This window comes from Roseicitreum antarcticum (assembly GCF_014681765.1).
Taxonomy (GTDB): Bacteria; Pseudomonadota; Alphaproteobacteria; order Rhodobacterales; family Rhodobacteraceae; genus Roseicitreum; species Roseicitreum antarcticum.
Genome location: NZ_CP061498.1, coordinates 1,155,050 through 1,173,883, shown reverse-complemented (window position 1 = coordinate 1,173,883; position 18,834 = coordinate 1,155,050). Strand labels below are relative to the sequence as shown.

Below are 18,834 nucleotides of genomic sequence, written 5' to 3'. Positions count from 1 at the left end.
GCCGGATCCGGGGCCGCAAAGGCGCAGCCCCCACCGCGTGGCGAGCCAGACCGGCCCCAGACACCCAGCGCTGGAAATGAGCGTGCGGCGCCGCGCAACACGACGGCAGGCGCCCCGGCGCGCCGGAACGGAGGGGCAAAATGAGGGATCAGGTGCATGTGGCGCTGGGCGCGCGCGCCTATGATGTGGTGATCGGCACCGGGCTTCTGGCCGACGCCGGGGGGCTGATCGCGCCACTTCTGCACCGTCCGCGCGTGGCGGTGCTGACCGATGAAACGGTGGCGGGTCTGCATCTGGAAGCCCTGCGCGCCGGGCTGGCGGCGGCAGGGGTATCGATGACCGCGCTGGCGCTACCGCCGGGTGAGGGCACGAAGAACTGGACGCAACTGGGGCGCGCGGCGGAATGGCTTTTGGCCCAGCAGGTAGAGCGGCGCGATATGGTCGTGGCACTGGGCGGCGGCGTGATCGGCGATCTGGCCGGGTTTGCGGCGTCGGTGCTGCGGCGCGGCGTGCGCTTTGTCCAGATTCCCACCAGCCTCCTGGCGCAGGTCGACAGTTCGGTCGGCGGCAAGACCGGGATCAACACGCCGCAGGGCAAGAACCTGATAGGGGCGTTTCACCAGCCGTCGCTGGTGCTGGCGGATATCGACCTGCTCTCGACCATGCCGCCGCGCGACTTTCTGGCCGGATATGGCGAGGTGGTGAAATACGGCCTGTTGGGCGACCTGGCTTTCTTTGAATGGCTGGAGGCGCACGCGCCCGCGATGGCTGCGGGCGACGTGGCGGCACGGCTTCGCGCAGTGACCCGCGCGGTGCAGATGAAGGCAGAAATCGTGGCGCGTGATGAGACCGAACAGGGCGAACGCGCGCTTTTGAATCTGGGCCATACCTTCTGTCACGCGCTGGAGGCGGCGACCGGCTACGACGGGGCGCGGCTGTTGCATGGCGAGGGCGTGGCGATCGGCTGCGCGCTGGCGTTTGATCTGTCGGCGCGCATGGGCCTTTGTGCGCAGGAAACGCCGGGACGGGTGCGCGCGCATCTGCGCGCGATGGGGATGAAGACCGACCTGGGCGATATTCCGGGCGATCTGCCGGGCGCCGGGGACATGATGGCGCTGATGGCGCAGGACAAGAAGGTGCAAGACGGCAAGATGCGCTTCATCCTGGCGCGTGGCATCGGGGCGGCCTTTGTCAGCGATGCGGTGCCGGGGCCGCTGCTGCGCGCGGTGCTCGACGATGCGCTGAAAGCGCGCTGATCCTTCGCGCTGCCGCGTGATACTGCCCTGATCCAATGGAAGGCCCCCCGCGATGCGGGTGGCCTGTACCCTTACTGGACCCTGATTTGCGGGCAAATCAGGGGGCGGGCGCCTGTGGCGGCGTTGTTTTGTCTGCGGCGGCGGGGTGCTCAAATGAAACCCGCCTCAGTGCAGGACACCCCTCCCACCGAGCTTTTGAAGCGTTTTCCCCCGGACGTATGGCGTGGGTTTTCCTGTTCACAAACTGCCTAAATTTTATCAATTGATAAAATTCATATCTGTGGCACAGTGAGGGACATGACAGCCATCCTCTGGAAAGGGAAAGCCTATGTCTCCTGCGCCTACCACCCCCGGTATCGTTGCCGGGCGGCTTGAGCCCGATGCCTATGTGGCAAACTTTGATGACATTTATCCCGAATACGATCCGCATGAAGCGCGCGTCGCGGCAGACCGCTGCTATTTCTGCTATGACGCGCCCTGCATAACCGCCTGCCCCACGGCCATAGACATCCCGCTCTTCATCCGCCAGATTCAGGCTGGTCAGCCCGAGGCTGCGGCGCGCACGATTTTCGATCAGAACATCCTGGGCGGCATGTGCGCCCGTGTCTGCCCGACCGAGACGCTGTGCGAAGGTGCGTGCGTGCGCGAGGCGGCCGAGGGCAAGCCGGTAGAGATCGGACGTCTGCAACGCTACGCCACCGACGGTCTGGTTGACGCGGGCGTGCATCCCTATGACCGCGCCGCGCCCACGGGTAAACGCGTGGCGGTTGTGGGGGCTGGGCCTGCGGGGCTGGCCTGTGCGCATCGGCTGGCAATGCTGGGCCATGACGTCACGCTGATGGATGCGCGCGCCAAACCCGGCGGGCTGAACGAATATGGCATCGCGGCCTACAAGGCGGCGGGCGGTTTCGCGCAGGCAGAGGTCGACTGGCTGATGCAGATCGGCGGGATCACCCTGCGCAGCGGTGTGGCTTTGGGCCACGACGCGACACTGACTGACCTGAGGACGGACTATGACGCGGTGTTCCTTGGCATGGGATTGGGCGGGGTCAATGCCCTTGGTGTGCCCGGCGACGACCGGCACGGGGTGCATGATGCGGTGGAATTTATCGCAGACCTGCGCCAGATCAGCGACCTCTCGGCCCTGCCGATCGGACGCCATGTGGTGGTGATCGGCGGCGGCATGACGGCCGTGGATGCCGCCGTGCAATCGCGCCTGCTGGGGTCCGAGCATGTCACCATGGTCTACCGCCGGGGGCGTGAGGCGATGGGTGCGTCGGATTATGAGCTGTCGCACGCGGCCAACGCGGGCGTGCGCATCATCACCAATGCAATGCCAATGTCGGTACATGGCAACGGCGCGGTGCGTGAGATCGAGTTCGGCTATACCCGCAGCGGCGACGCGGGGCTGGAGCCGACGGGCGAGACCTTCCGCCTTCCCGCCGACCAGGTGTTCCGCGCCATCGGCCAAACGCTGAGCGGCGCGCCGGACGCGCTGGAAATCGCGCGCGGCAAGATCGCGGTGACCGGCGCAGGCCGCACCAGCGCGGCCGGTGTCTGGGCGGGCGGCGATTGCGCGGCGGGCGGCGATGACCTGACCGTCACTGCCGTGGCGCAGGGCCGCGACGCGGCGATGGATATTCATGCAAGCCTGACGGCGTGAGGGGAACATCATGGCAAATCTGACAAGCAACTTTATCGGCATCAAATCCCCCAACCCGTTCTGGCTGGCCAGCGCGCCGCCAACCGACAAGGCGTATAACGTGGTGCGCGCCTTTCAGGCCGGTTGGGGTGGGGTGGTCTGGAAGACGTTGGGGGCCGAGGGGCCGCCGGTCGTCAATGTGAACGGTCCACGCTATGGCGCGATCTGGGGCGCAGATCGCCGGTTGCTGGGCCTCAACAACATCGAACTGATTACCGACCGTCCACTGGAGATCAACCTGCAAGAGATCAAGCAGGTGAAACGCGACTGGCCCGACCGTGCGATGGTGGTCAGCCTGATGGTGCCCTGCGATGAAGAAAGCTGGCAGGCCATTCTTGCGCGGGTCGAGGATACTGGCGCCGACGGGGTCGAACTGAACTTCGGCTGCCCGCATGGCATGGCTGAACGCGGCATGGGCAGCGCCGTGGGGCAGGTGCCGGAATATATCGAGATGGTGACGCGGTGGGTCAAGAAACACTCGCGCATGCCCTGTATTGTCAAACTGACGCCGAACATCTCGGACATCCGCAAACCCGCCGAGGCGGCAAAGCGCGGCGGGGCCGACGCGGTCAGCCTGATCAACACGATCAACTCGATCACGTCGGTCAACCTCGATACTTTCAGCCCGGAACCGATGATCGACGGCAAGGGCACCCATGGCGGCTATTGCGGCCCGGCGGTGAAGCCGATCGCCTTGAACATGGTGGCGGAAATCGCGCGCTCTGCGGAAACGCAGGGCTTGCCGATCAGCGGTATCGGCGGCGTGACGACATGGCGCGACGCTGCGGAATACATGACGCTGGGTGCGGGCAACGTGCAGGTCTGCACCGCCGCGATGACCTATGGCTTCGGCATCATCAAGGAAATGACCGCCGGGTTGTCGCTTTGGATGGATGAGAAGGGCCTGACCTCGGTTGATGAGGTGGTGGGCCGCGCGGTGCCCAACGTGACCGACTGGCAGTACCTCAACCTCAACCACATCACCAAGGCGCGGATCAATCAGGACCTGTGCATCAGCTGCGGGCGCTGTTTCGCGGCGTGTGAGGATACCAGCCATCAGGCCATCGCCATGTCGCCAGACCGGGTGTTCACGGTGAAGGATGACGAATGCGTCGCATGCAACCTGTGTGTGAATGTCTGCCCGGTCGAGGATTGCATCACCATGGAAACCCTGCCCGCAGGCACGACCGATCCGCGCACCGGCGAGGTCGTTCCGGCGGAATACGGCAACTGGACCACGCATCCCAACAACCCGATGGCGAAAGCGGCGGAATAGGGGGGCAGCGAAACCCCCGGTATCATGACCCGACCCGCTGCCCGGAAACGGTTGGCGGGTTGGGTTGGGACCAGCGAAACAAAGACCGCAGCCCGGGACCTCTTGCTCAGCGCTTGCCGATCTCGACCAGCACGGCGCCAAGCGCGATCAGCGACATCAGGAACAGGCGGCGGGGGCCGACTTTCTCGCCCAGGATGAACCAGCCGATCAGGGCTGCAAAGACGGTGGAGGTTTCGCGCAGCACGGCCGCCTCGCCGACCTTGCCGACCAGCGTGGCCAGCATGACGCCGCCAAAGCTGACATAGGCGATGATTGCGCCCGCGATACCGCGCACCATCAGGGGCAGGATACGCGGCGGCAGGATCATCTTGCGATAGCGGTGCAGTGCCAACCCCGGAAAGTCCAGTGAGGTGATCAGAAAGAACCACGCCAGAAAGCTGAACGGATTGGGTGCCTGACGGATCGCATAGGCGTCAAAGGTGGTGTAGATCGCCACCATTACTCCGCCCGCCACCGCCCAGGCCAGGCCGATCTTCAGCGCGCGCAGGTCCAACGTTTCTTCGGATAGGTTGCGCAGCGCCAGCAGCAAGATGCCTCCGGACAGGCAGGCGATTCCCAGCCACTGGACCGGTGCGAAGCTTTCGCGGAAGATCAGCATCGCGGCGAAGACGGTCACCACCGGCCCGGTGCCGCGCACCACCGGGTAGACCACGGTAAACGCCGCCTTCTCATAGGCCAGCGCCATGGTGAGTTTGTAGCCGAAATGGATGAAGAAGGCGCCTGCCAGAAAGCCCCACATCTGCGCATTGGGCCATGGCACCAGAAACAGGGCAATGGGCAACGACAGGACCGCCAGCCAGAAATCAATCGCGCCCCGCGTGAGCCAAGGGTCATGCGCGCCCTTTTGCAGCGCCCCGAAGATGGCATGGGCCAGCGCCGACATGAGAGCCAGCGCAGTTGCCAGTTGCGCGCCCTGCGCGGTCCCGGCGATGGATAACAGCCACTCGGCCATTTTCTTTAACCTGTGTTACATGTACCCTTTGGCATACGCCGCCTTTCGCGCGGGAACAAGATGGCTTGACGCGGGGCAGGCGGCGCGGGCGCCGCTGCAATGGGGCATGATGACGATCCTGCAGTGCAGTTTTCCCATGGGGCGTGCCTGGCAACACCTTGCCCGGGGTCGCAATGTCCGGGGGTGGTCGGTCCGGGTCCTGCAGGATGCCTTTCGCGCTCAGGGACGCCTTCGGGAACCGGGACTGACGGCCCCGGTCCATGCAGCAAGCGACGCGCCACGCGCGCGCGGCGCCGTGGTTAACGCCGCCCTGCGTCAGCGCGGGTATGTATCAAACCCATACCGTTTCCATATTGTTTCCAGACCCCGTATTTTCGCGCTGTTTCAGGGGTTAACGCCGCTTTATGGTCGAAAATCCGACCAGCCCCGCGTGCACCCATACGCCACCCCACGTGGCATTGTTTGCAACGCCGGCAGTCCCACCCGTTGCGCTTGCGCCCGCCCGTTAAGTTCCGCCCGTTAAGTTCCGGCCGTTAAGTTCCGGCCGATTAGGCTCAGGCGCCTCAATCCCGCCCCGCCAGCATCCGCGCCACACGCGGCGCGAAATAGGTCAGCACCCCGTCGCAACCGGCGCGGCGAAACGCCATCAGGCTTTCCAGCATCACCTTGTCGCCGTCCAGCCAGCCGCGCTCGGCAGCGCCCGCCAGCATCGCGTACTCGCCCGACACTTGGTAGGCATAGGTCGGAAGCCCGAAGTCGTCCTTTACCGCGCGGCAGATGTCCAGATAGGGCATGCCGGGTTTGACCATGACCATATCGGCGCCCTCATCCACGTCGCGCGCCACGCAGCGCAGCGCCTCCAGCCGGTTGGCGGGGTTGACCTGATAGGTTGCCTTGTCGCCCACCAGCCGCCCCGATGCGCCAACCGCATCGCGGAATGGGCCATAGAAGGCGCTGGCAAATTTCGCGGCATAGGACAGGATCGCGATATCGCGGTGGCCCGCTGCCTCCAGTGCCGTGCGCAGCGCGCCGATGCGTCCGTCCATCATGTCTGAAGGGCCCAGGATATCCGCCCCGGCCTCGGCCTGCGCCAGCCCCATCTTGACCAGGCATTCGACGGTTTCGTCGTTCAGGATGGTCTCGCCCACGACCAGCCCGTCATGACCGTTGATGTTATAGGGGTCCAGCGCGATATCGGTCATGATCGCCAGGTCCGGCACCTCGGCCTTGATCGCACGGATCGCGCGGTTGGTCAGGTTTTCCGGGTTCCAGGCCTCGGCGCAATCTTCGGTGCGCAGCGCCGCGTCGGTATAGGGAAAGAGGCAGATCGCCGGGATGCCGAGGTCGGCTGCCTCCTGCGCAGCGCGGACCACCCGGTCGATCGAAAGGCGGTTGACCCCGGGCATCGAGGCGATGGGTTCCGCGACATCCACGCCCTCACGCACGAATATTGGCCATATCAGGTCGGCGGCGGACAGATGATTTTCCTGCGCCAGATCGCGCAGGGCGCGGGTACGGCGCAGACGGCGCAGACGGGCGGCGGGGAAGGCGGCGGTTGTGGGGCGCATGGGGCTGACCTTTCAGGCGGGTATCCGTATCGGGACTTTGGTGCCACGGTTGCGCGGCGGTGCCAAGCCGCAACTGTTCACCGCGCCTTGATGCGCCCGCCGCTATGGGCGCAGGGTGTGGCAGATCCCCCCTGCCGCCGCAGGCGCGGCGCTGCCGCAGCCTCGCCCGCTGCCCTCGGGCATAACGCTGCCCCGCGCGCCGGGATGGCGCTGATGCCCCCTTGGCGCTGTGGCCACAACGCGCTAACACGGGCGAACAGGCAAAAGGAGACGCGCTTGGACTTTCTGGAGGTGGTGTTCCGGTTGATCGATTTGCGGTCGTTCTCCAATATCTGGTTTTGGGTCGTGCTGGCGGTGATGTGGTCGACCCTGTCGCATTTTGTCATCGGCGTGCCTTTCGACCTGGTGCAGCGCGCGCGCCGCCGGGGCGGGCAGGCATTGTCGGATCTGGAGACGTTGGCCCATATCCAGGCGCGCCGCCGGGTTCAGCTGTTTGCCAGCGCAGGCCCGGCCATGGTGGGCGTGGGCGCGGCGGGCCTTTCGATGCTTCTGGTGCTTGGGTTCCTTTATGGGGTCGAACTGGCGCAGGCGGTGTTTTTGCTGCTCGGCCCGGCCTCGCTGACCGCATTGATGGGGCTACGGATCGCCCGCGCCATTGCCGAGCGGGGTGAGATGGGCAACGACCTGATCCGCCGCTTGTCGCGCCATCGCTTTTTGGTGCAGGGTCTGGGGATGGCTGCGATCTTCCTCACCGCGATCTGGGGCATGTGGCAGAACATGTCGATCAGCGTGCTGGGGCTTTGAGCCGTCACTTTGGCGCCGCAGGGGGGCGCAGCCCAGTGTCCGCTGCCGACGGGCAAAGCCTCAGACGTCGCACGCAACCCGGTGCCCGGTGCATTGCCAGCAGAAGCGGCGTGCCGGTGCAATCGCTTGTTGCCCGCGGACCGTCTGGAATGTGCCATCCCCCATTGACACGCGCGCGCGGCACGGTAGGTCAGGCGCGATGACACGAACCGCTGACAAAGGCGCCGCTGGGGGCCGGATCTTGCTGGGTGGCGCGCCCGAGGGGTTTGACGCCCTGCTGTTGGTGCGCGAACTTGACCGCGCACAGGGGCCGGTGATCCATGTTGCCCGCGATGACAAGCGCATGGCCGCGATGCGCGCCGCGCTGGCCTTTGCCGCACCCGAAGTCGTGGCGCTGGACTTTCCCGCCTGGGATTGTCTGCCCTATGACCGTGTGTCGCCCAACCCCGATATCCTGGCGACCCGCATGGCAACGCTTGCCGCCCTTGCCGCAGGTGTGCCCGGCCCCTTCGTCCTGCTGACCACGCTGAGCGCCGTGACCCAGCGTCTTCCCGCGCGCGCCGTGGTGGCCGGCGCGTCCTTCACCGCCCGGGTCGGCGACCGGATCGACGAGAAAGGGCTGCGCGCCTATCTGGTGCGCATGGGCTTTACCCAGACGCCCACCGTCACCGGCCCCGGCGATTACGCCGTGCGCGGTGGGATCATCGACATCTACCCCCCAGGCGACGGCGGACCCGTACGGCTGGATATGTTCGGCGATGTGCTGGACGGCGCGCGCCGCTTCGATCCCGGCACCCAGCGCACCACGCTGAAGCTGTCGCGTATAGAACTGGCCCCGGTGTCCGAGATCATCCTCGACGATGCCGCGATCACCCGCTTCCGGCAGAATTACCGCGTGGAATTCGGCGCGGCAGGCACCGACGATCCGCTTTATGAGGCCGTGAGCGCGGGGCGCAAGCATCAGGGCATGGACCACTGGCTGCCGTTCTTCCATGACCGGATGGACACGCTGTTCGACTATCTCCCCGGCGCGCCCATCATGCTGGACGATCAGGTCGAGGCCCTGCGGCTGGCACGCTGGGAAACGATCACCGATCAGTATGACAACCGCGCCGAGGCGATGCGCGCCAAGGGGCGGGTGGACACAGTCTATAAACCCTGCCCGCCGGGGCTTCTTTATCTGGATGATACCGCGTGGTTGGCTGCCACAAAGGGCGCGCGACTGATCCAGTTCAGCCCGCTGGCCGCCGCCCCGGGGCCTGGGGTGCTGGATGCGGGCGGGCGCGATGGGCGCAGCTTCGCACCCGAACGCCAGCAAGAGAACAGCGACCTTTTCGGCGCGCTGGCCGATCACATCCGCGCCCGGCGCAAGACCTCGCATGTCATCCTGACCGCATTCTCGGAAGGGGCGCGCGAACGCATGCAGGGGCTGCTGGCTGACAGCGACCTGACCGATGCCCAGCTGATCGGAGATCTGCGTGACATACCCGACAGTGGGCTTGGCAGGGTCTCTATAGAACGGGGTAATCTGTCGCTGGCAATCTGGCCGCTGGAGGCAGGCTTTACGGCGCCGGGCCTGACGGTGATTTCCGAACAGGACATCCTGGGCGACCGCCTTGTCACCCGCTCCAAACGCCGCAAGCGCGCCGAGAACTTCCTGACCGAGGCGCAGGGCCTCACCCCCGGCGATCTGATCGTCCATGTCGATCATGGCGTGGGCCGGTACAACGGTTTGGAGACGATCACCGCCATGGGCGCGCCGCATGAGTGCATCGCGCTGGAATATGCGGGCGGCGACCGGCTGTATCTGCCGGTGGAAAATATCGAACTGCTGTCGCGCTATGGCCATGAAGAGGGGTTGCTGGACCGGCTCGGCGGCGGTGCGTGGCAGGCCAAGAAGGCCAAGCTGAAACAACGGATCCGCGAGATCGCCGACAAGCTGATCCGCATCGCTGCCGAACGTCAGTTGCGCCGCGCCCCCGTTTTCGACCCGCCCGACGGTCTGTGGGAGGCGTTCAACGCCCGCTTCCCTTATGCCGAAACTGATGACCAGCTGCGCGCGATCGAGGATGTTCTGGCCGATTTCGACGCAGGCCGCCCCATGGACCGGCTGGTCGTCGGCGACGTGGGCTTTGGCAAAACCGAGGTCGCAATGCGCGCCGCCTTCATCGCGGCGATGTCGGGCGTACAGGTGGCGGTGATCGCGCCCACCACGCTGCTCGCGCGACAGCATTACCAGAGCTTTGCCGAACGCTTCCGCGGCTTCCCGCTTCAGGTGCGCCCGCTGTCGCGGTTCGTGTCCACCAAGGATGCCGCCACCACCCGCGCGGGCTTGACCGACGGCACTGTGGATATCTGCATTGGCACCCACGCATTGCTGGCCAAATCAGTCAGGTTCCGCAATCTGGGTCTGCTGATTGTCGATGAAGAACAGCATTTTGGCGTAAACCATAAGGAACGGCTGAAGGAATTGCGCTCGGACATCCACGTCCTGACGCTGACAGCAACGCCGATCCCGCGCACGCTGCAATTGTCGCTGAGCGGCGTGCGTGACCTGTCGCTGATCACCACGCCGCCGGTGGACCGGCTGGCGATCCGCACCTATGTCTCGGAATTCGATACGGTAATCTTGCGTGAGGCGCTGTTGCGCGAGCACTATCGCGGCGGGCAATCGTTCTTTGTCGCGCCCCGGATTTCGGACCTGCCCGAGATAGAGGATTTCCTGCGCACCCACGTGCCCGAAGTCTCATTCGTGATCGCCCATGGCCAGATGGCGGCGGGGGAACTCGATACCCGCATGAACGCGTTCTATGACGGCAAATATGATGTGCTGTTGGCTACCACCATCGTGGAATCCGGGCTGGATATTCCCACGGCCAACACGATGATCGTGCACCGTGCCGATATGTTCGGGCTGGCGCAATTGTATCAGATTCGGGGCAGGGTGGGGCGGTCGAAGGCGCGGGCCTATTGCTTCTTGACCACGAAACCCCGCGCGGTGCTGACGCCGCAGGCGACCAAACGGCTGCGGCTGCTGGCCAGTCTCGACAGCCTTGGTGCGGGGTTCACGCTGGCGAGCCAGGACATGGACCTGCGCGGTGCGGGCAACATCCTGGGCGAGGAACAATCAGGCCATATCAAGGAAGTGGGTTACGAACTTTACCAGCAGATGCTGGAAGACACGATTGCCAAGATCCGCTCGGGCGAGATTGCCGACAGCACCGACCTTGATGGCCAATGGGCGCCGCAGATCAATCTTGGCGTGCCGGTGCTGATCCCGGAAGCCTATGTGCCCGACCTTGATGTCCGCCTCGGGCTCTATCGCCGTCTGTCGGGACTGGCCACCAAGGTAGAGCTGGAGGGTTTCGCGGCCGAGATGATCGACCGTTTCGGTCCCCTCCCGCGTGAAGTCAACACGCTCATGGTGGTGATCCGTATCAAGGCGATGTGCAAACGCGCGGGTATTGCGAAACTCGACACCGGGCCAAAGGGTGCGACGATCCAGTTTCACAACGACAAATTCGCCAACCCGGCGGGCCTCGTGGCCTTTGTGCAGGCGCAAAACGGCCAGGCCAGCGTGCGCGACAACAAGATCGTTGTCCTGCGCGACTGGTCGGACGAGAAAGAGAAGATCCGCGGTGCCTTCGCCATTGCCCGCGATCTGGCGGGCTTTGCCGAGGCGAAGGGCGCTGGTGCGGAGCCGCCTAAAGCTGCCCCCGCACCAGCCCAAAAGCCAAGGCCCACATCACCGCGCCGATAAGCGTATCGAGCACCTGCCATGCCCGGGCGGTGCGCAGGTAGGGCGCCAGATAGCGCGCGCCAAACCCCAGGCTGAAGAAGAACACGAAGGACGCGGCGACGGCAGCGGTGCCGAAGGCCCATTTCGCAGGCCCCTCGAACGCCGTGGATACCGCCCCGATCAGTCCCAGCGTGTCCAGATAGACATGCGGATTTGCCCATGTGAAGGCCGCGCCCGCCGCCAATGTCGGCCACAGCCCTGCCGATTGCCCCGCCAGAACCAGCGCGTAATCGCCACGCCACGCCGCACGGAGGCGCGCGGCGCCATAGGCAAGCAAGAACGCCGCCCCCGCCCATGCCATGATCGCCGGAAACGCAGGCCAGAGTGTCACGATGGCCCCGAAGCCCGCCACGCCGGCGGCGATCAGCATCGCATCGGACAGCGCACACAGCAACACTAACGGCAGCACATGCGCCCGCATCAGCCCCTGCCGCAGCACGAAGGCATTCTGCGCCCCGATCGCCAGGATCAGCGAGATCGAGGTGAAGAACCCGGTCAGGGCCGCCGACAGCATCAGGCAGGTCGCCCGGCGGCGAAGGATGGGGTCAGACGGGCGTTCAGGGGCATGCGGGTATCCATTCCAGAAGTGAATTGGCGGGCGGGGAAGCGGGGGGCAGCGCTAAAGTCTGACAAATGGCGGGGTGCGCAGGTGGCGGGGTGTGAGTTCGGGCGGGCAGGGCATCTGTCGCGCCATGCGCCGCCAAGGCCGCATATCCACCGTTGCGGCGGGGGGCAGCAAGCCCGGTCGCGGGGGGCCTCTCTGCCGCGCCAGCTTGAACCCACGCTCATACCCCAGCCATGCAGCCTGCGACGGGGGGCGTCATGGGTGATCGGTCCGCGCCTTCTCGACCGCATGAACCACCTCATCCCGGGCGGAGGGATAGACAAGCCCGGCCGAGATGATGAGCTTCGCGGCATCCTCGATATTCATGTCCAGCACGATCACGTCGCTGATGGGCACGAACAATAAAAAGCCTGAGGTGGGGTTTGGCGTCGTGGGCAGGAACACGCTGACCAGCGGGCCATGCGCGTCCAGTTTCTTGCCCAGTTCGCCCCGCGTCGTGCTGGAAATGAAGCCCACTGCCCAGATGCCCTGACGCGGATATTCCAACAGACAGGCCCTGTCGAAATTGCTGTCCGAGGTGGTGAAAACCGTCTCGGCAATCTGTTTGAGCGCGTGATAGATCGACCGGACAATTGGCATGCGTGCCACGATCAACTCGCCCCAGCGAATGAAGGTCCGGCCGATCAGCCCCTTTGCCCCCCAGCCGACGGTAACGGTGAAGACCAGAAAAATCAGCACCCCGGTGCCCGGCACATCCCAGCCCAGCAGGGTTTCGGGGCGGTAGGGACGCGGGATGAAGGGGATGACCCAGCTGTCGATCCAGTTCACCGCTGTCCAGATCAGCCACAGCGTCAGGCCGATGGGGGCGATCGCGATCAGCCCGGTCAGGAAGTTGCTACGCAGCGCCGCCAGCGGGCCGCGCCGGTGGCTTCTGTCATCGGGCTGGGTCATGTATTGTGTCCCTTCGCACCGCTGGACGCAGGCGCTTGGGCGGCGGGCCCTGACCCGGCTTCAGACATGGTTTGCGAAAGCGCCACTGCGATGGCGCTGCCAAGGCGTGCGTTGTTGAGCACCAGTTCGATGTTGGCGGTCAACGACCGCCCCTCGGTCAGTTCAAAGATCCGTTGCAGCAAGAAGGGCGTGACCGCTTTGGACGCGATGCCTGCGGCAGAAGCCTCGGCCAGCGCGGTCTCGATGATCGGCGCCAGGGTTGCGCGCGCGATCTCATGCGCGGCGGGGATCGGGTTGGTGACCAGTTGCCCGCCAGGCAGTCCCAGTGTCGCGCGCATGCGGTGCGCGCGCGCGATCTGGTCCGCCGTGTCCATTCGCAAGGGCGCGGTCAGCCCTGCATCGCGCGACCAGAAGGCGGGCAAGGCGTCCTGACCGTAAGCGATGACCGGCACGCCATAGGTTTCCAGAACTTCCAGCGTTTTTGGCAGGTCTAGAATGGCCTTCGCCCCGGCGGCGACCACGGTAACCGGGGTTTGCGACAGTTCCGCCAGATCGGCCGAGATGTCGAAGCTTTCCTCTGCTCCGCGATGCACGCCGCCGATGCCGCCGGTGGCGAAGACCGCGATTCCCGCCAGATGCGCGCAGATCATCGTAGCGGCGACCGTCGTGGCCCCGGTGCGCCCCAACGCCAGACAGGCAGCCAGATCGGCGCGTGACAGCTTCATCACATCGCGGGCCTGGCCGAGCGCGGCCAGCTCTGCCGCCGTCAGGCCAATGTGGATGCGCCCGTCCAGCACGGCGATGGTCGCCGGGGTGGCGCCATGGCGGCGGACCTCATCCTCGACCCGGGTGGCAGTCTCGACGTTCTGCGGCCATGGCATGCCATGGGTGATGATGGTGGATTCCAAGGCGACAACGGCGCCCCCCCGGGCAAGGGCGCTGGAAACCTCGGGGGCGAATGTCAGGGGCAGGTCAGATGTACGTAGGGTCATGCGGTAAGTCCTGTAGCTACATGCCGTGCTGCGGTTTGCAGCGCCAGCAAAAGGGCGGTGGGCCGGTCCGCGCCGCGGCGTTCGGCTGCGATGTGGGCGGCCATGAAGGTGTCGCCCGCGCCGGTCACACGGGCCATGCGCACCTGCGGCGGGCAATGTGTCAGCACGTCGGGGCGCGTGCCTTCGGGGCCGCGCAGGGCGTCGCTGGCCGGGTGTGCGCCATCGGTGACCACCACGCGCGCCGCGCCAAGGGCATTTAGCGCGCGGGCGGCGTCGGCGCTATTGGTCAGTGCAGCGTTGCACAACACACGCGCTTCGGCCAGGTTAACATAGATCGTCGCACGCGGATGCGCCAGCAGCGGCGTCAGCCGCGCCGCCTTGCCGGGCGAGGCCGCAGCGACCCGCAGATCGGCGCGGCTGAACAGAACCGATGTCGCTATGGCTGTCAGCTGCGCCACGGTCAGATTGCCATCCAGCACGATCAGGCCGGGGTAGGGCTGGCCCGCGCTGCCTAACGTCCCGTCGCCCAGCGGCTGCAAGATCTGCGCGCCCGCCGCCTCCAACGCATGGGCGTCGGCAATCGCGGCGATCAGGCCGTTGTCCCCCTCAATCGCCATATAACGGTCGGTGGGCATATCGGGGGCGTAGTACAGGAACCGCGTGTCCAGCCCCAGTTCGTCGCACGCGGCGATCAGGGCCGTCCCCTCGGTGTCCCGGCCCACGACGCCCAGCAGGGCGGGGCGCAGACCTTCACGCGCAAGGGTCGCCGCGATGTTCAGCGCGACGCCGCCGGGTGCCCGCGTGATGCGCCCCGGCACATCGTCGCCGGCCTGCATCAGGGTGGGCGCACGTCCCAAGACGTCCCACAATACCGCGCCAATGCACAAGATGTCAGGTGTCCCGGTCATGGCGCATGTGTTGCCTGAATTTCCCAAAACCGACAAGCGCAATCGGCAGCATCTGCGGGATCGGAGGTGGGGGGGCGAATGTGCCTTCAGCGCGCCGCTGGGCGCACGCGCGCCGTGGGGCTGACCCCCCGCGCGCCATGGGGCTGACCCCCCGCGCGCCATGGGGCTGACCCCCGCGCGCGCGGTCAGATCAGGAAGCCGCCATCGGTATCGTCGCCGGTTTCCTCGATCAGGCGGTCGAGGTCGGGGATCGTCACGCGCCGCTTGCCCTCGACCACGATCACACCATCCCTGCGCAGCGCCGAGATCTGGCGGCTGACGGTTTCCAGCGTCAGGCCCAGGTATTCCGACATCGCCTCGCGCGTGAGTGGCAACTCGAAGATCAGGCTGTCGCCCATGCTGGCTTGGTTCAGCGATGCATTGCGCCGCGCGATGATGGTAATCAGGCTGGCGATCTTCTCGCGCGCTGTCTTGCGGCCCAGCAGCAACATCCATTCGCGCGCCGCGTCCAGTTCGTCCAGCGTCATTTCAAGCAACCGCTGGCCGATATGCGGGGTGCGCAGCATCATGTCCTCGAACGGCTTCTTGCGAAAGCAGCACATGACCAGATCGGTCGTCGCTGTCACGTCATAGGCGGCGGTGGGTCGCCCGGGGCGCCCAACGAAATCCGACGGCAGCAACAGCCCCACCATTTGGCGCCGCCCGTCTTCCATCGTCTGGGTCAGCGTGGCGATGCCTGTGACGACCGAGGCGACAAAATCCATGCGGTCGCCGGACCACACGACCGTCTGCCCGGCCTCGAAGCTGCGGTAGTATTTGATCTCTTCCAGATGCTGCAGCTCATCCGCCTCGCAGCGCGCGCACACGGCGCGATGTCGGATGGGGCAGTCGTTGCAGTCTTGCAATAGCGCAGAGACCTGCGCCGCTACGCGGGCGGGCGGCTGATCGTGGGTGGTGGTGGCTTTGGTCATGCGTTTCGATCTGCCATTTTGATCTGCGTCAAGGAAGTCGCGCGACGATTACTGTCATCCTACGCGTATGACAACCGAATCGCAACTTTCACGTCTTGGGCTGTTTGATGCGCGCGTGCCGCGCTACACCAGCTATCCGACCGCCCCGCAGTTCAACGGCACCATCGGTGCCGGTACTTTCCAGTCCTGGCTGGGTGCTATTGCGCCCGGCAGTCAGATCTCACTCTATCTGCACGTGCCGTTCTGCCGCAGATTGTGCTGGTTTTGTGCCTGCCGCACGCAGGGCACAAGGTCCGGCGCGCCGGTCGCCGCCTATGTCGAGACGTTGAAGCAGGAACTGGCGCTCTTGCGCGCGCACCTGCCCGACGGTGTGACACTGTCGCGGCTGCATTGGGGCGGCGGCACGCCGACATTGATGACCGCGCCGCAGATCCGCGATCTGGCCGCCGCGATCTTCACGGCCGTGCCGCTGGGTCCCAATGCCGAGTTTTCCGTGGAAATCGACCCCAATGAGGTTGATGCCCCCCGGATGGACGCGCTGAAAGTGGCGGGGATGAACCGTGCCTCGATCGGGGTGCAGGACTTCGACCCCGAGATTCAGGCCACCATTGGACGTGATCAAAGCTATGAGATCACGCAAGAGATCGTGGCAGCGCTGCGCGCCCGCGATGTGCGCAGCCTGAATGTCGATATCCTGTATGGGCTGCCGCATCAGACCCCCGCACGCATGGCAGATTCGGTGCAGAAGCTGTTGTCGCTGCAACCCGACCGTGTGGCGCTTTACGGCTACGCGCATGTGCCTTGGATGGCGCGGCGGCAACAGATGATCCCGTCTGACAGCCTGCCGCGCGCCGAGGAACGGCTGACCTTGTTTGAAACCGCGCGCGATCTCTTCGTGTGGGATGGCTTTGCCGAGGTCGGCATCGACCATTTCGCCCGTCCCACCGATGGGCTGGCTGTGGCTGCACAGGCGGGGCTACTGCGGCGCAATTTTCAGGGCTATACCGACGATACTGCCGAGGTTCTTGTAGGGCTGGGCGCCTCGTCGATCTCACGCTTTCCGCAGGGCTATGCGCAGAATGTGCCGGCCACCTCGGACTGGACGAACGCGGTGCGCGCGGGCACGTTCGCCACGGCGCGCGGGCATGCATTTGCGGGTGAGGACCGGCTGCGCGCCCGCATCATCGAGGCGCTGATGTGCGACTTTCGCGTGTCGGTCGCCCAACTGGTGGCGGATTTTGACGTGACCCGGACCGCCCTGCTGCCGATGTTGCGCGCCGTGCACGACAGGTTCGGCGATCATGTCACGCTTGACCCCGACGGCCTGTCGATCCCTGCGCGGGGTCGCCCGCTGACGCGGATGATCGCCGCCAGTTTCGACGCCTATGCGATGACGCCCAGCGGCCACAGCGTCGCCGTCTGACGGGCTATGCGCGCATCTGGACATTCCCCGCGCCCCGGGTGACGATGTGTCCGAAACAGCGACAAGGTGCAAAGGGGGCCGGATGGTTGGACGGATTTTGCAGACAGATGCCTGCATGGCCGAAGGGGCCGCGTGGCTTGCGCAGGCAGAGCCGCGCTTTGCCCATGCCCTGACGCTGACCGGGCCGCTGCCGTTGCGACGGCGGGCGGATGGGTTCAGCGCGCTTCTCAATGCCATTGTCAGCCAGCAGGTCAGCGTGGCAGCGGCCAGTGCGATCTGGGGGCGGATGCAGTCGGCGGGATTCACGGGTCCATCCGCAGTGCTGGCGGCGGATGAGGACGCGCTGCGCGCCCAGGGTCTGTCGCGTCAGAAGGCACGCTATGCGCGGGCCCTGGCCGGGGCGGGGATCGATTTTGACGCGCTGCGCACCGCGCCCGACGATGAGGTTGTGGAAACCCTGGTCGCGGTCCCCGGCATCGGGGCCTGGACCGCCGAAATCTATGCCATGTTCAGCCTGGGCCGCGCAGATGTCTTTGCGCCCGGCGATCTGGCCTTGCAGGAATCGGCGCGGGTTCTGTTCGATCTGCCAGAGCGCCCACGCCCGGCGGCGTTTCGGGCCATGGCGGCGGAATGGACGCCTTGGCGGTCGGTTGCGGCGGGTCTTCTGTGGGCGTATTACCGTGTCGACAAACAGCGTGAGGGGGTCTTATGACGCGCAAACTGATGTCCAACCGCAAGGCGCCTGTGTCGGGCAATGTCCGGTCGGTTGTGGTCTTCGTCCATGGATACGGTGCCGATGGCGGGGACCTGCTGGGTCTGGCCGACCCGTTGTCGCCGCATCTGCCCGACACGGCTTTCTACGCCCCCGACGCGCCTGAGCGCTGCACCGGCAACCCCTTCGGCTTTCAGTGGTTTCCCATTCCTTGGCTGGATGGGTCAAGCGAGGCTGCGGCAGCCGCAGGGCTGGAAGCGGCCAGCGCCGATCTGCACGCCTTTATGGACAAGGTTATCGCGGATGAGGGGATCGAGGCTGACCAGTTGGCGCTGGTGGGTTTCTCGCAGGGCACGATGATGGCGCTGCATGTAGCACCCCGCCGCGCCGCGGTCATTGGCGCAGTGGTCGGGTTTTCGGGCCGCTTGCTGGCGCCCGAGCGGCTGGAATCCGAGGCCGTTGCTCGCCCACCGATGCTGCTGATCCATGGTGATGCCGATGAGGTCGTGCTGCCGGAATCCTTGCCGCAAGCCGCCGATGCGCTGGTCGCGGCCGGGTTCGACGTGTTCACCCATGTATCGAAAGGCACGGGCCATGGCATCGCGCCTGACGGCCTTTCGCTGACGCTGAGCTTTCTGCGCGACCACCTGGGGTATTGAACTGGCAGCTGCGATCGCCAGACCCCTGTCGCCCTGCGCCGCATACCCTTGGCGCAGGGACTTGTCTGGATAGACGCACCGGGCGGGGCTGTGGGATAGAGTGCCCGCCGGCCCGGATTGCCCGCGTGGTTCTGGACCGCCACGCCCGGGAAGGCTTGGTTGGGGCACAACAAGTCCTGGTTTCCCGCGCGCTGGTGATTGGCCCATCAAGTCACCGCAGAGCCAGCGGTTGAATG

15 protein-coding genes are annotated in these 18,834 nt (G+C 65.7%); 8 read left to right on the top strand and 7 right to left on the bottom strand.

Translation table 11 applies throughout. The features are described 5' to 3' along the window. The first annotated feature begins 140 nt into the window (after positions 1-140). The 3 genes from aroB to preA all read left to right on the top strand — a co-directional run bounded on the left by aroB (position 141) and on the right by preA (position 4,234). Positions 141-1,256, top strand: coding sequence for a 3-dehydroquinate synthase (gene aroB, locus H9529_RS05660; protein WP_092890797.1), 1,116 nt, complete (start codon positions 141-143; stop codon positions 1,254-1,256). A gap of 328 nt (positions 1,257-1,584) precedes the next feature. Then, positions 1,585-2,919, top strand: a complete 1,335-nt coding sequence (locus tag H9529_RS05655) for an NAD(P)-dependent oxidoreductase (RefSeq protein WP_092890794.1) — start codon at positions 1,585-1,587, stop codon at positions 2,917-2,919. A gap of 10 nt (positions 2,920-2,929) precedes the next feature. After that, the gene (gene preA / locus H9529_RS05650; protein WP_092890791.1) at positions 2,930-4,234 is read left to right on the top strand and encodes an NAD-dependent dihydropyrimidine dehydrogenase subunit PreA; all 1,305 of its coding nucleotides are present in this window, start codon (positions 2,930-2,932) and stop codon (positions 4,232-4,234) included. A 106-nt stretch (positions 4,235-4,340) separates the two neighbouring features. On the opposite strand, the gene H9529_RS05645 is transcribed toward preA, so the two are convergent. Beyond that, entirely contained in the window at positions 4,341-5,246 is a 906-nt protein-coding gene (locus tag H9529_RS05645) for a DMT family transporter (protein WP_092890788.1), read from the bottom strand. A 563-nt stretch (positions 5,247-5,809) separates the two neighbouring features. Continuing rightward, positions 5,810-6,814, bottom strand: a complete 1,005-nt coding sequence (gene hemB / locus H9529_RS05640) for a porphobilinogen synthase (protein WP_092890785.1) — start codon at positions 6,812-6,814, stop codon at positions 5,810-5,812. Between the two features lie 276 nt (positions 6,815-7,090). Here hemB and H9529_RS05635 point away from each other — a divergent pair, with 276 nt between their 5' ends. Continuing rightward, complete coding sequence (locus tag H9529_RS05635) at positions 7,091-7,618, top strand: component of SufBCD complex (RefSeq protein WP_092890782.1); 528 nt, start codon at positions 7,091-7,093, stop codon at positions 7,616-7,618. 199 nt (positions 7,619-7,817) lie between these two features. Then, positions 7,818-11,378, top strand: coding sequence for a transcription-repair coupling factor (gene mfd, locus H9529_RS05630; protein WP_092890779.1), 3,561 nt, complete (start codon positions 7,818-7,820; stop codon positions 11,376-11,378). Here mfd and H9529_RS05625 read toward each other — a convergent pair. The 5 genes from H9529_RS05625 to fnrL all read right to left on the bottom strand — a co-directional run bounded on the left by H9529_RS05625 (position 11,323) and on the right by fnrL (position 15,804). Continuing rightward, positions 11,323-11,931, bottom strand: a complete 609-nt coding sequence (locus H9529_RS05625) for a LysE/ArgO family amino acid transporter (RefSeq protein ID WP_092890776.1) — start codon at positions 11,929-11,931, stop codon at positions 11,323-11,325. The two genes, mfd and H9529_RS05625, sit on opposite strands and share 56 nt — an antisense overlap. 306 nt (positions 11,932-12,237) lie before the next feature. Beyond that, positions 12,238-12,933: a DUF502 domain-containing protein gene (locus H9529_RS05620; RefSeq protein WP_092890773.1), complete on the bottom strand. Its 696-nt coding sequence runs from the start codon at positions 12,931-12,933 to the stop codon at positions 12,238-12,240. Continuing rightward, complete coding sequence (locus H9529_RS05615; protein ID WP_092890770.1) at positions 12,930-13,925, bottom strand: pseudouridine-5'-phosphate glycosidase; 996 nt, start codon at positions 13,923-13,925, stop codon at positions 12,930-12,932. The genes H9529_RS05620 and H9529_RS05615 overlap by 4 nt, the downstream gene beginning before the upstream one ends. Continuing rightward, complete coding sequence (locus H9529_RS05610) at positions 13,922-14,833, bottom strand: PfkB family carbohydrate kinase (RefSeq protein ID WP_092890766.1); 912 nt, start codon at positions 14,831-14,833, stop codon at positions 13,922-13,924. Before H9529_RS05610 ends, H9529_RS05615 begins: the two co-directional genes overlap by 4 nt. 185 nt (positions 14,834-15,018) lie before the next feature. Beyond that, the gene (fnrL, locus tag H9529_RS05605) at positions 15,019-15,804 is read right to left on the bottom strand and encodes a transcriptional regulator FnrL (RefSeq protein WP_092890763.1); all 786 of its coding nucleotides are present in this window, start codon (positions 15,802-15,804) and stop codon (positions 15,019-15,021) included. A 67-nt stretch (positions 15,805-15,871) separates the two neighbouring features. Here fnrL and hemN point away from each other — a divergent pair, with 67 nt between their 5' ends. From hemN to H9529_RS05590, 3 genes are all read left to right on the top strand, one after another. Beyond that, complete coding sequence (hemN, locus tag H9529_RS05600; protein ID WP_092890760.1) at positions 15,872-17,227, top strand: oxygen-independent coproporphyrinogen III oxidase; 1,356 nt, start codon at positions 15,872-15,874, stop codon at positions 17,225-17,227. A gap of 82 nt (positions 17,228-17,309) precedes the next feature. Then, a complete protein-coding gene (locus H9529_RS05595; protein ID WP_092890757.1) occupies positions 17,310-17,939 on the top strand; it encodes a DNA-3-methyladenine glycosylase family protein in 630 nt (209 codons plus the stop codon). Then, positions 17,936-18,598 carry an alpha/beta hydrolase gene (locus H9529_RS05590; protein WP_092890754.1) on the top strand — a complete coding sequence of 221 codons (663 nt, stop codon included), beginning with the start codon at positions 17,936-17,938 and terminating at the stop codon, positions 18,596-18,598. The genes H9529_RS05595 and H9529_RS05590 overlap by 4 nt, the downstream gene beginning before the upstream one ends. Positions 18,599-18,834: the final 236 nt, after the last annotated feature.

What these genes read in the sequence shown, in the direction of transcription:
- aroB (WP_092890797.1), top strand. Translation starts at nt 141, where the DNA reads ATGAGGGATCAGGTGCATGTGGCGCTGGGCGCGCGCGCCTATGATGTG.
- H9529_RS05655 (WP_092890794.1), top strand. Translation starts at nt 1,585, where the DNA reads ATGTCTCCTGCGCCTACCACCCCCGGTATCGTTGCCGGGCGGCTTGAG.
- preA (WP_092890791.1), top strand. Translation starts at nt 2,930, where the DNA reads ATGGCAAATCTGACAAGCAACTTTATCGGCATCAAATCCCCCAACCCG.
- H9529_RS05645 (WP_092890788.1), bottom strand. Translation starts at nt 5,246, where the DNA reads ATGGCCGAGTGGCTGTTATCCATCGCCGGGACCGCGCAGGGCGCGCAA.
- hemB (WP_092890785.1), bottom strand. Translation starts at nt 6,814, where the DNA reads ATGCGCCCCACAACCGCCGCCTTCCCCGCCGCCCGTCTGCGCCGTCTG.
- mfd (WP_092890779.1), top strand. Translation starts at nt 7,818, where the DNA reads ATGACACGAACCGCTGACAAAGGCGCCGCTGGGGGCCGGATCTTGCTG.
- H9529_RS05625 (WP_092890776.1), bottom strand. Translation starts at nt 11,931, where the DNA reads ATGCTGTCGGCGGCCCTGACCGGGTTCTTCACCTCGATCTCGCTGATC.
- H9529_RS05620 (WP_092890773.1), bottom strand. Translation starts at nt 12,933, where the DNA reads ATGACCCAGCCCGATGACAGAAGCCACCGGCGCGGCCCGCTGGCGGCG.
- H9529_RS05615 (WP_092890770.1), bottom strand. Translation starts at nt 13,925, where the DNA reads ATGACCCTACGTACATCTGACCTGCCCCTGACATTCGCCCCCGAGGTT.
- H9529_RS05610 (WP_092890766.1), bottom strand. Translation starts at nt 14,833, where the DNA reads ATGACCGGGACACCTGACATCTTGTGCATTGGCGCGGTATTGTGGGAC.
- fnrL (WP_092890763.1), bottom strand. Translation starts at nt 15,804, where the DNA reads ATGACCAAAGCCACCACCACCCACGATCAGCCGCCCGCCCGCGTAGCG.
- hemN (WP_092890760.1), top strand. Translation starts at nt 15,872, where the DNA reads ATGACAACCGAATCGCAACTTTCACGTCTTGGGCTGTTTGATGCGCGC.
- H9529_RS05595 (WP_092890757.1), top strand. Translation starts at nt 17,310, where the DNA reads ATGGTTGGACGGATTTTGCAGACAGATGCCTGCATGGCCGAAGGGGCC.
- H9529_RS05590 (WP_092890754.1), top strand. Translation starts at nt 17,936, where the DNA reads ATGACGCGCAAACTGATGTCCAACCGCAAGGCGCCTGTGTCGGGCAAT.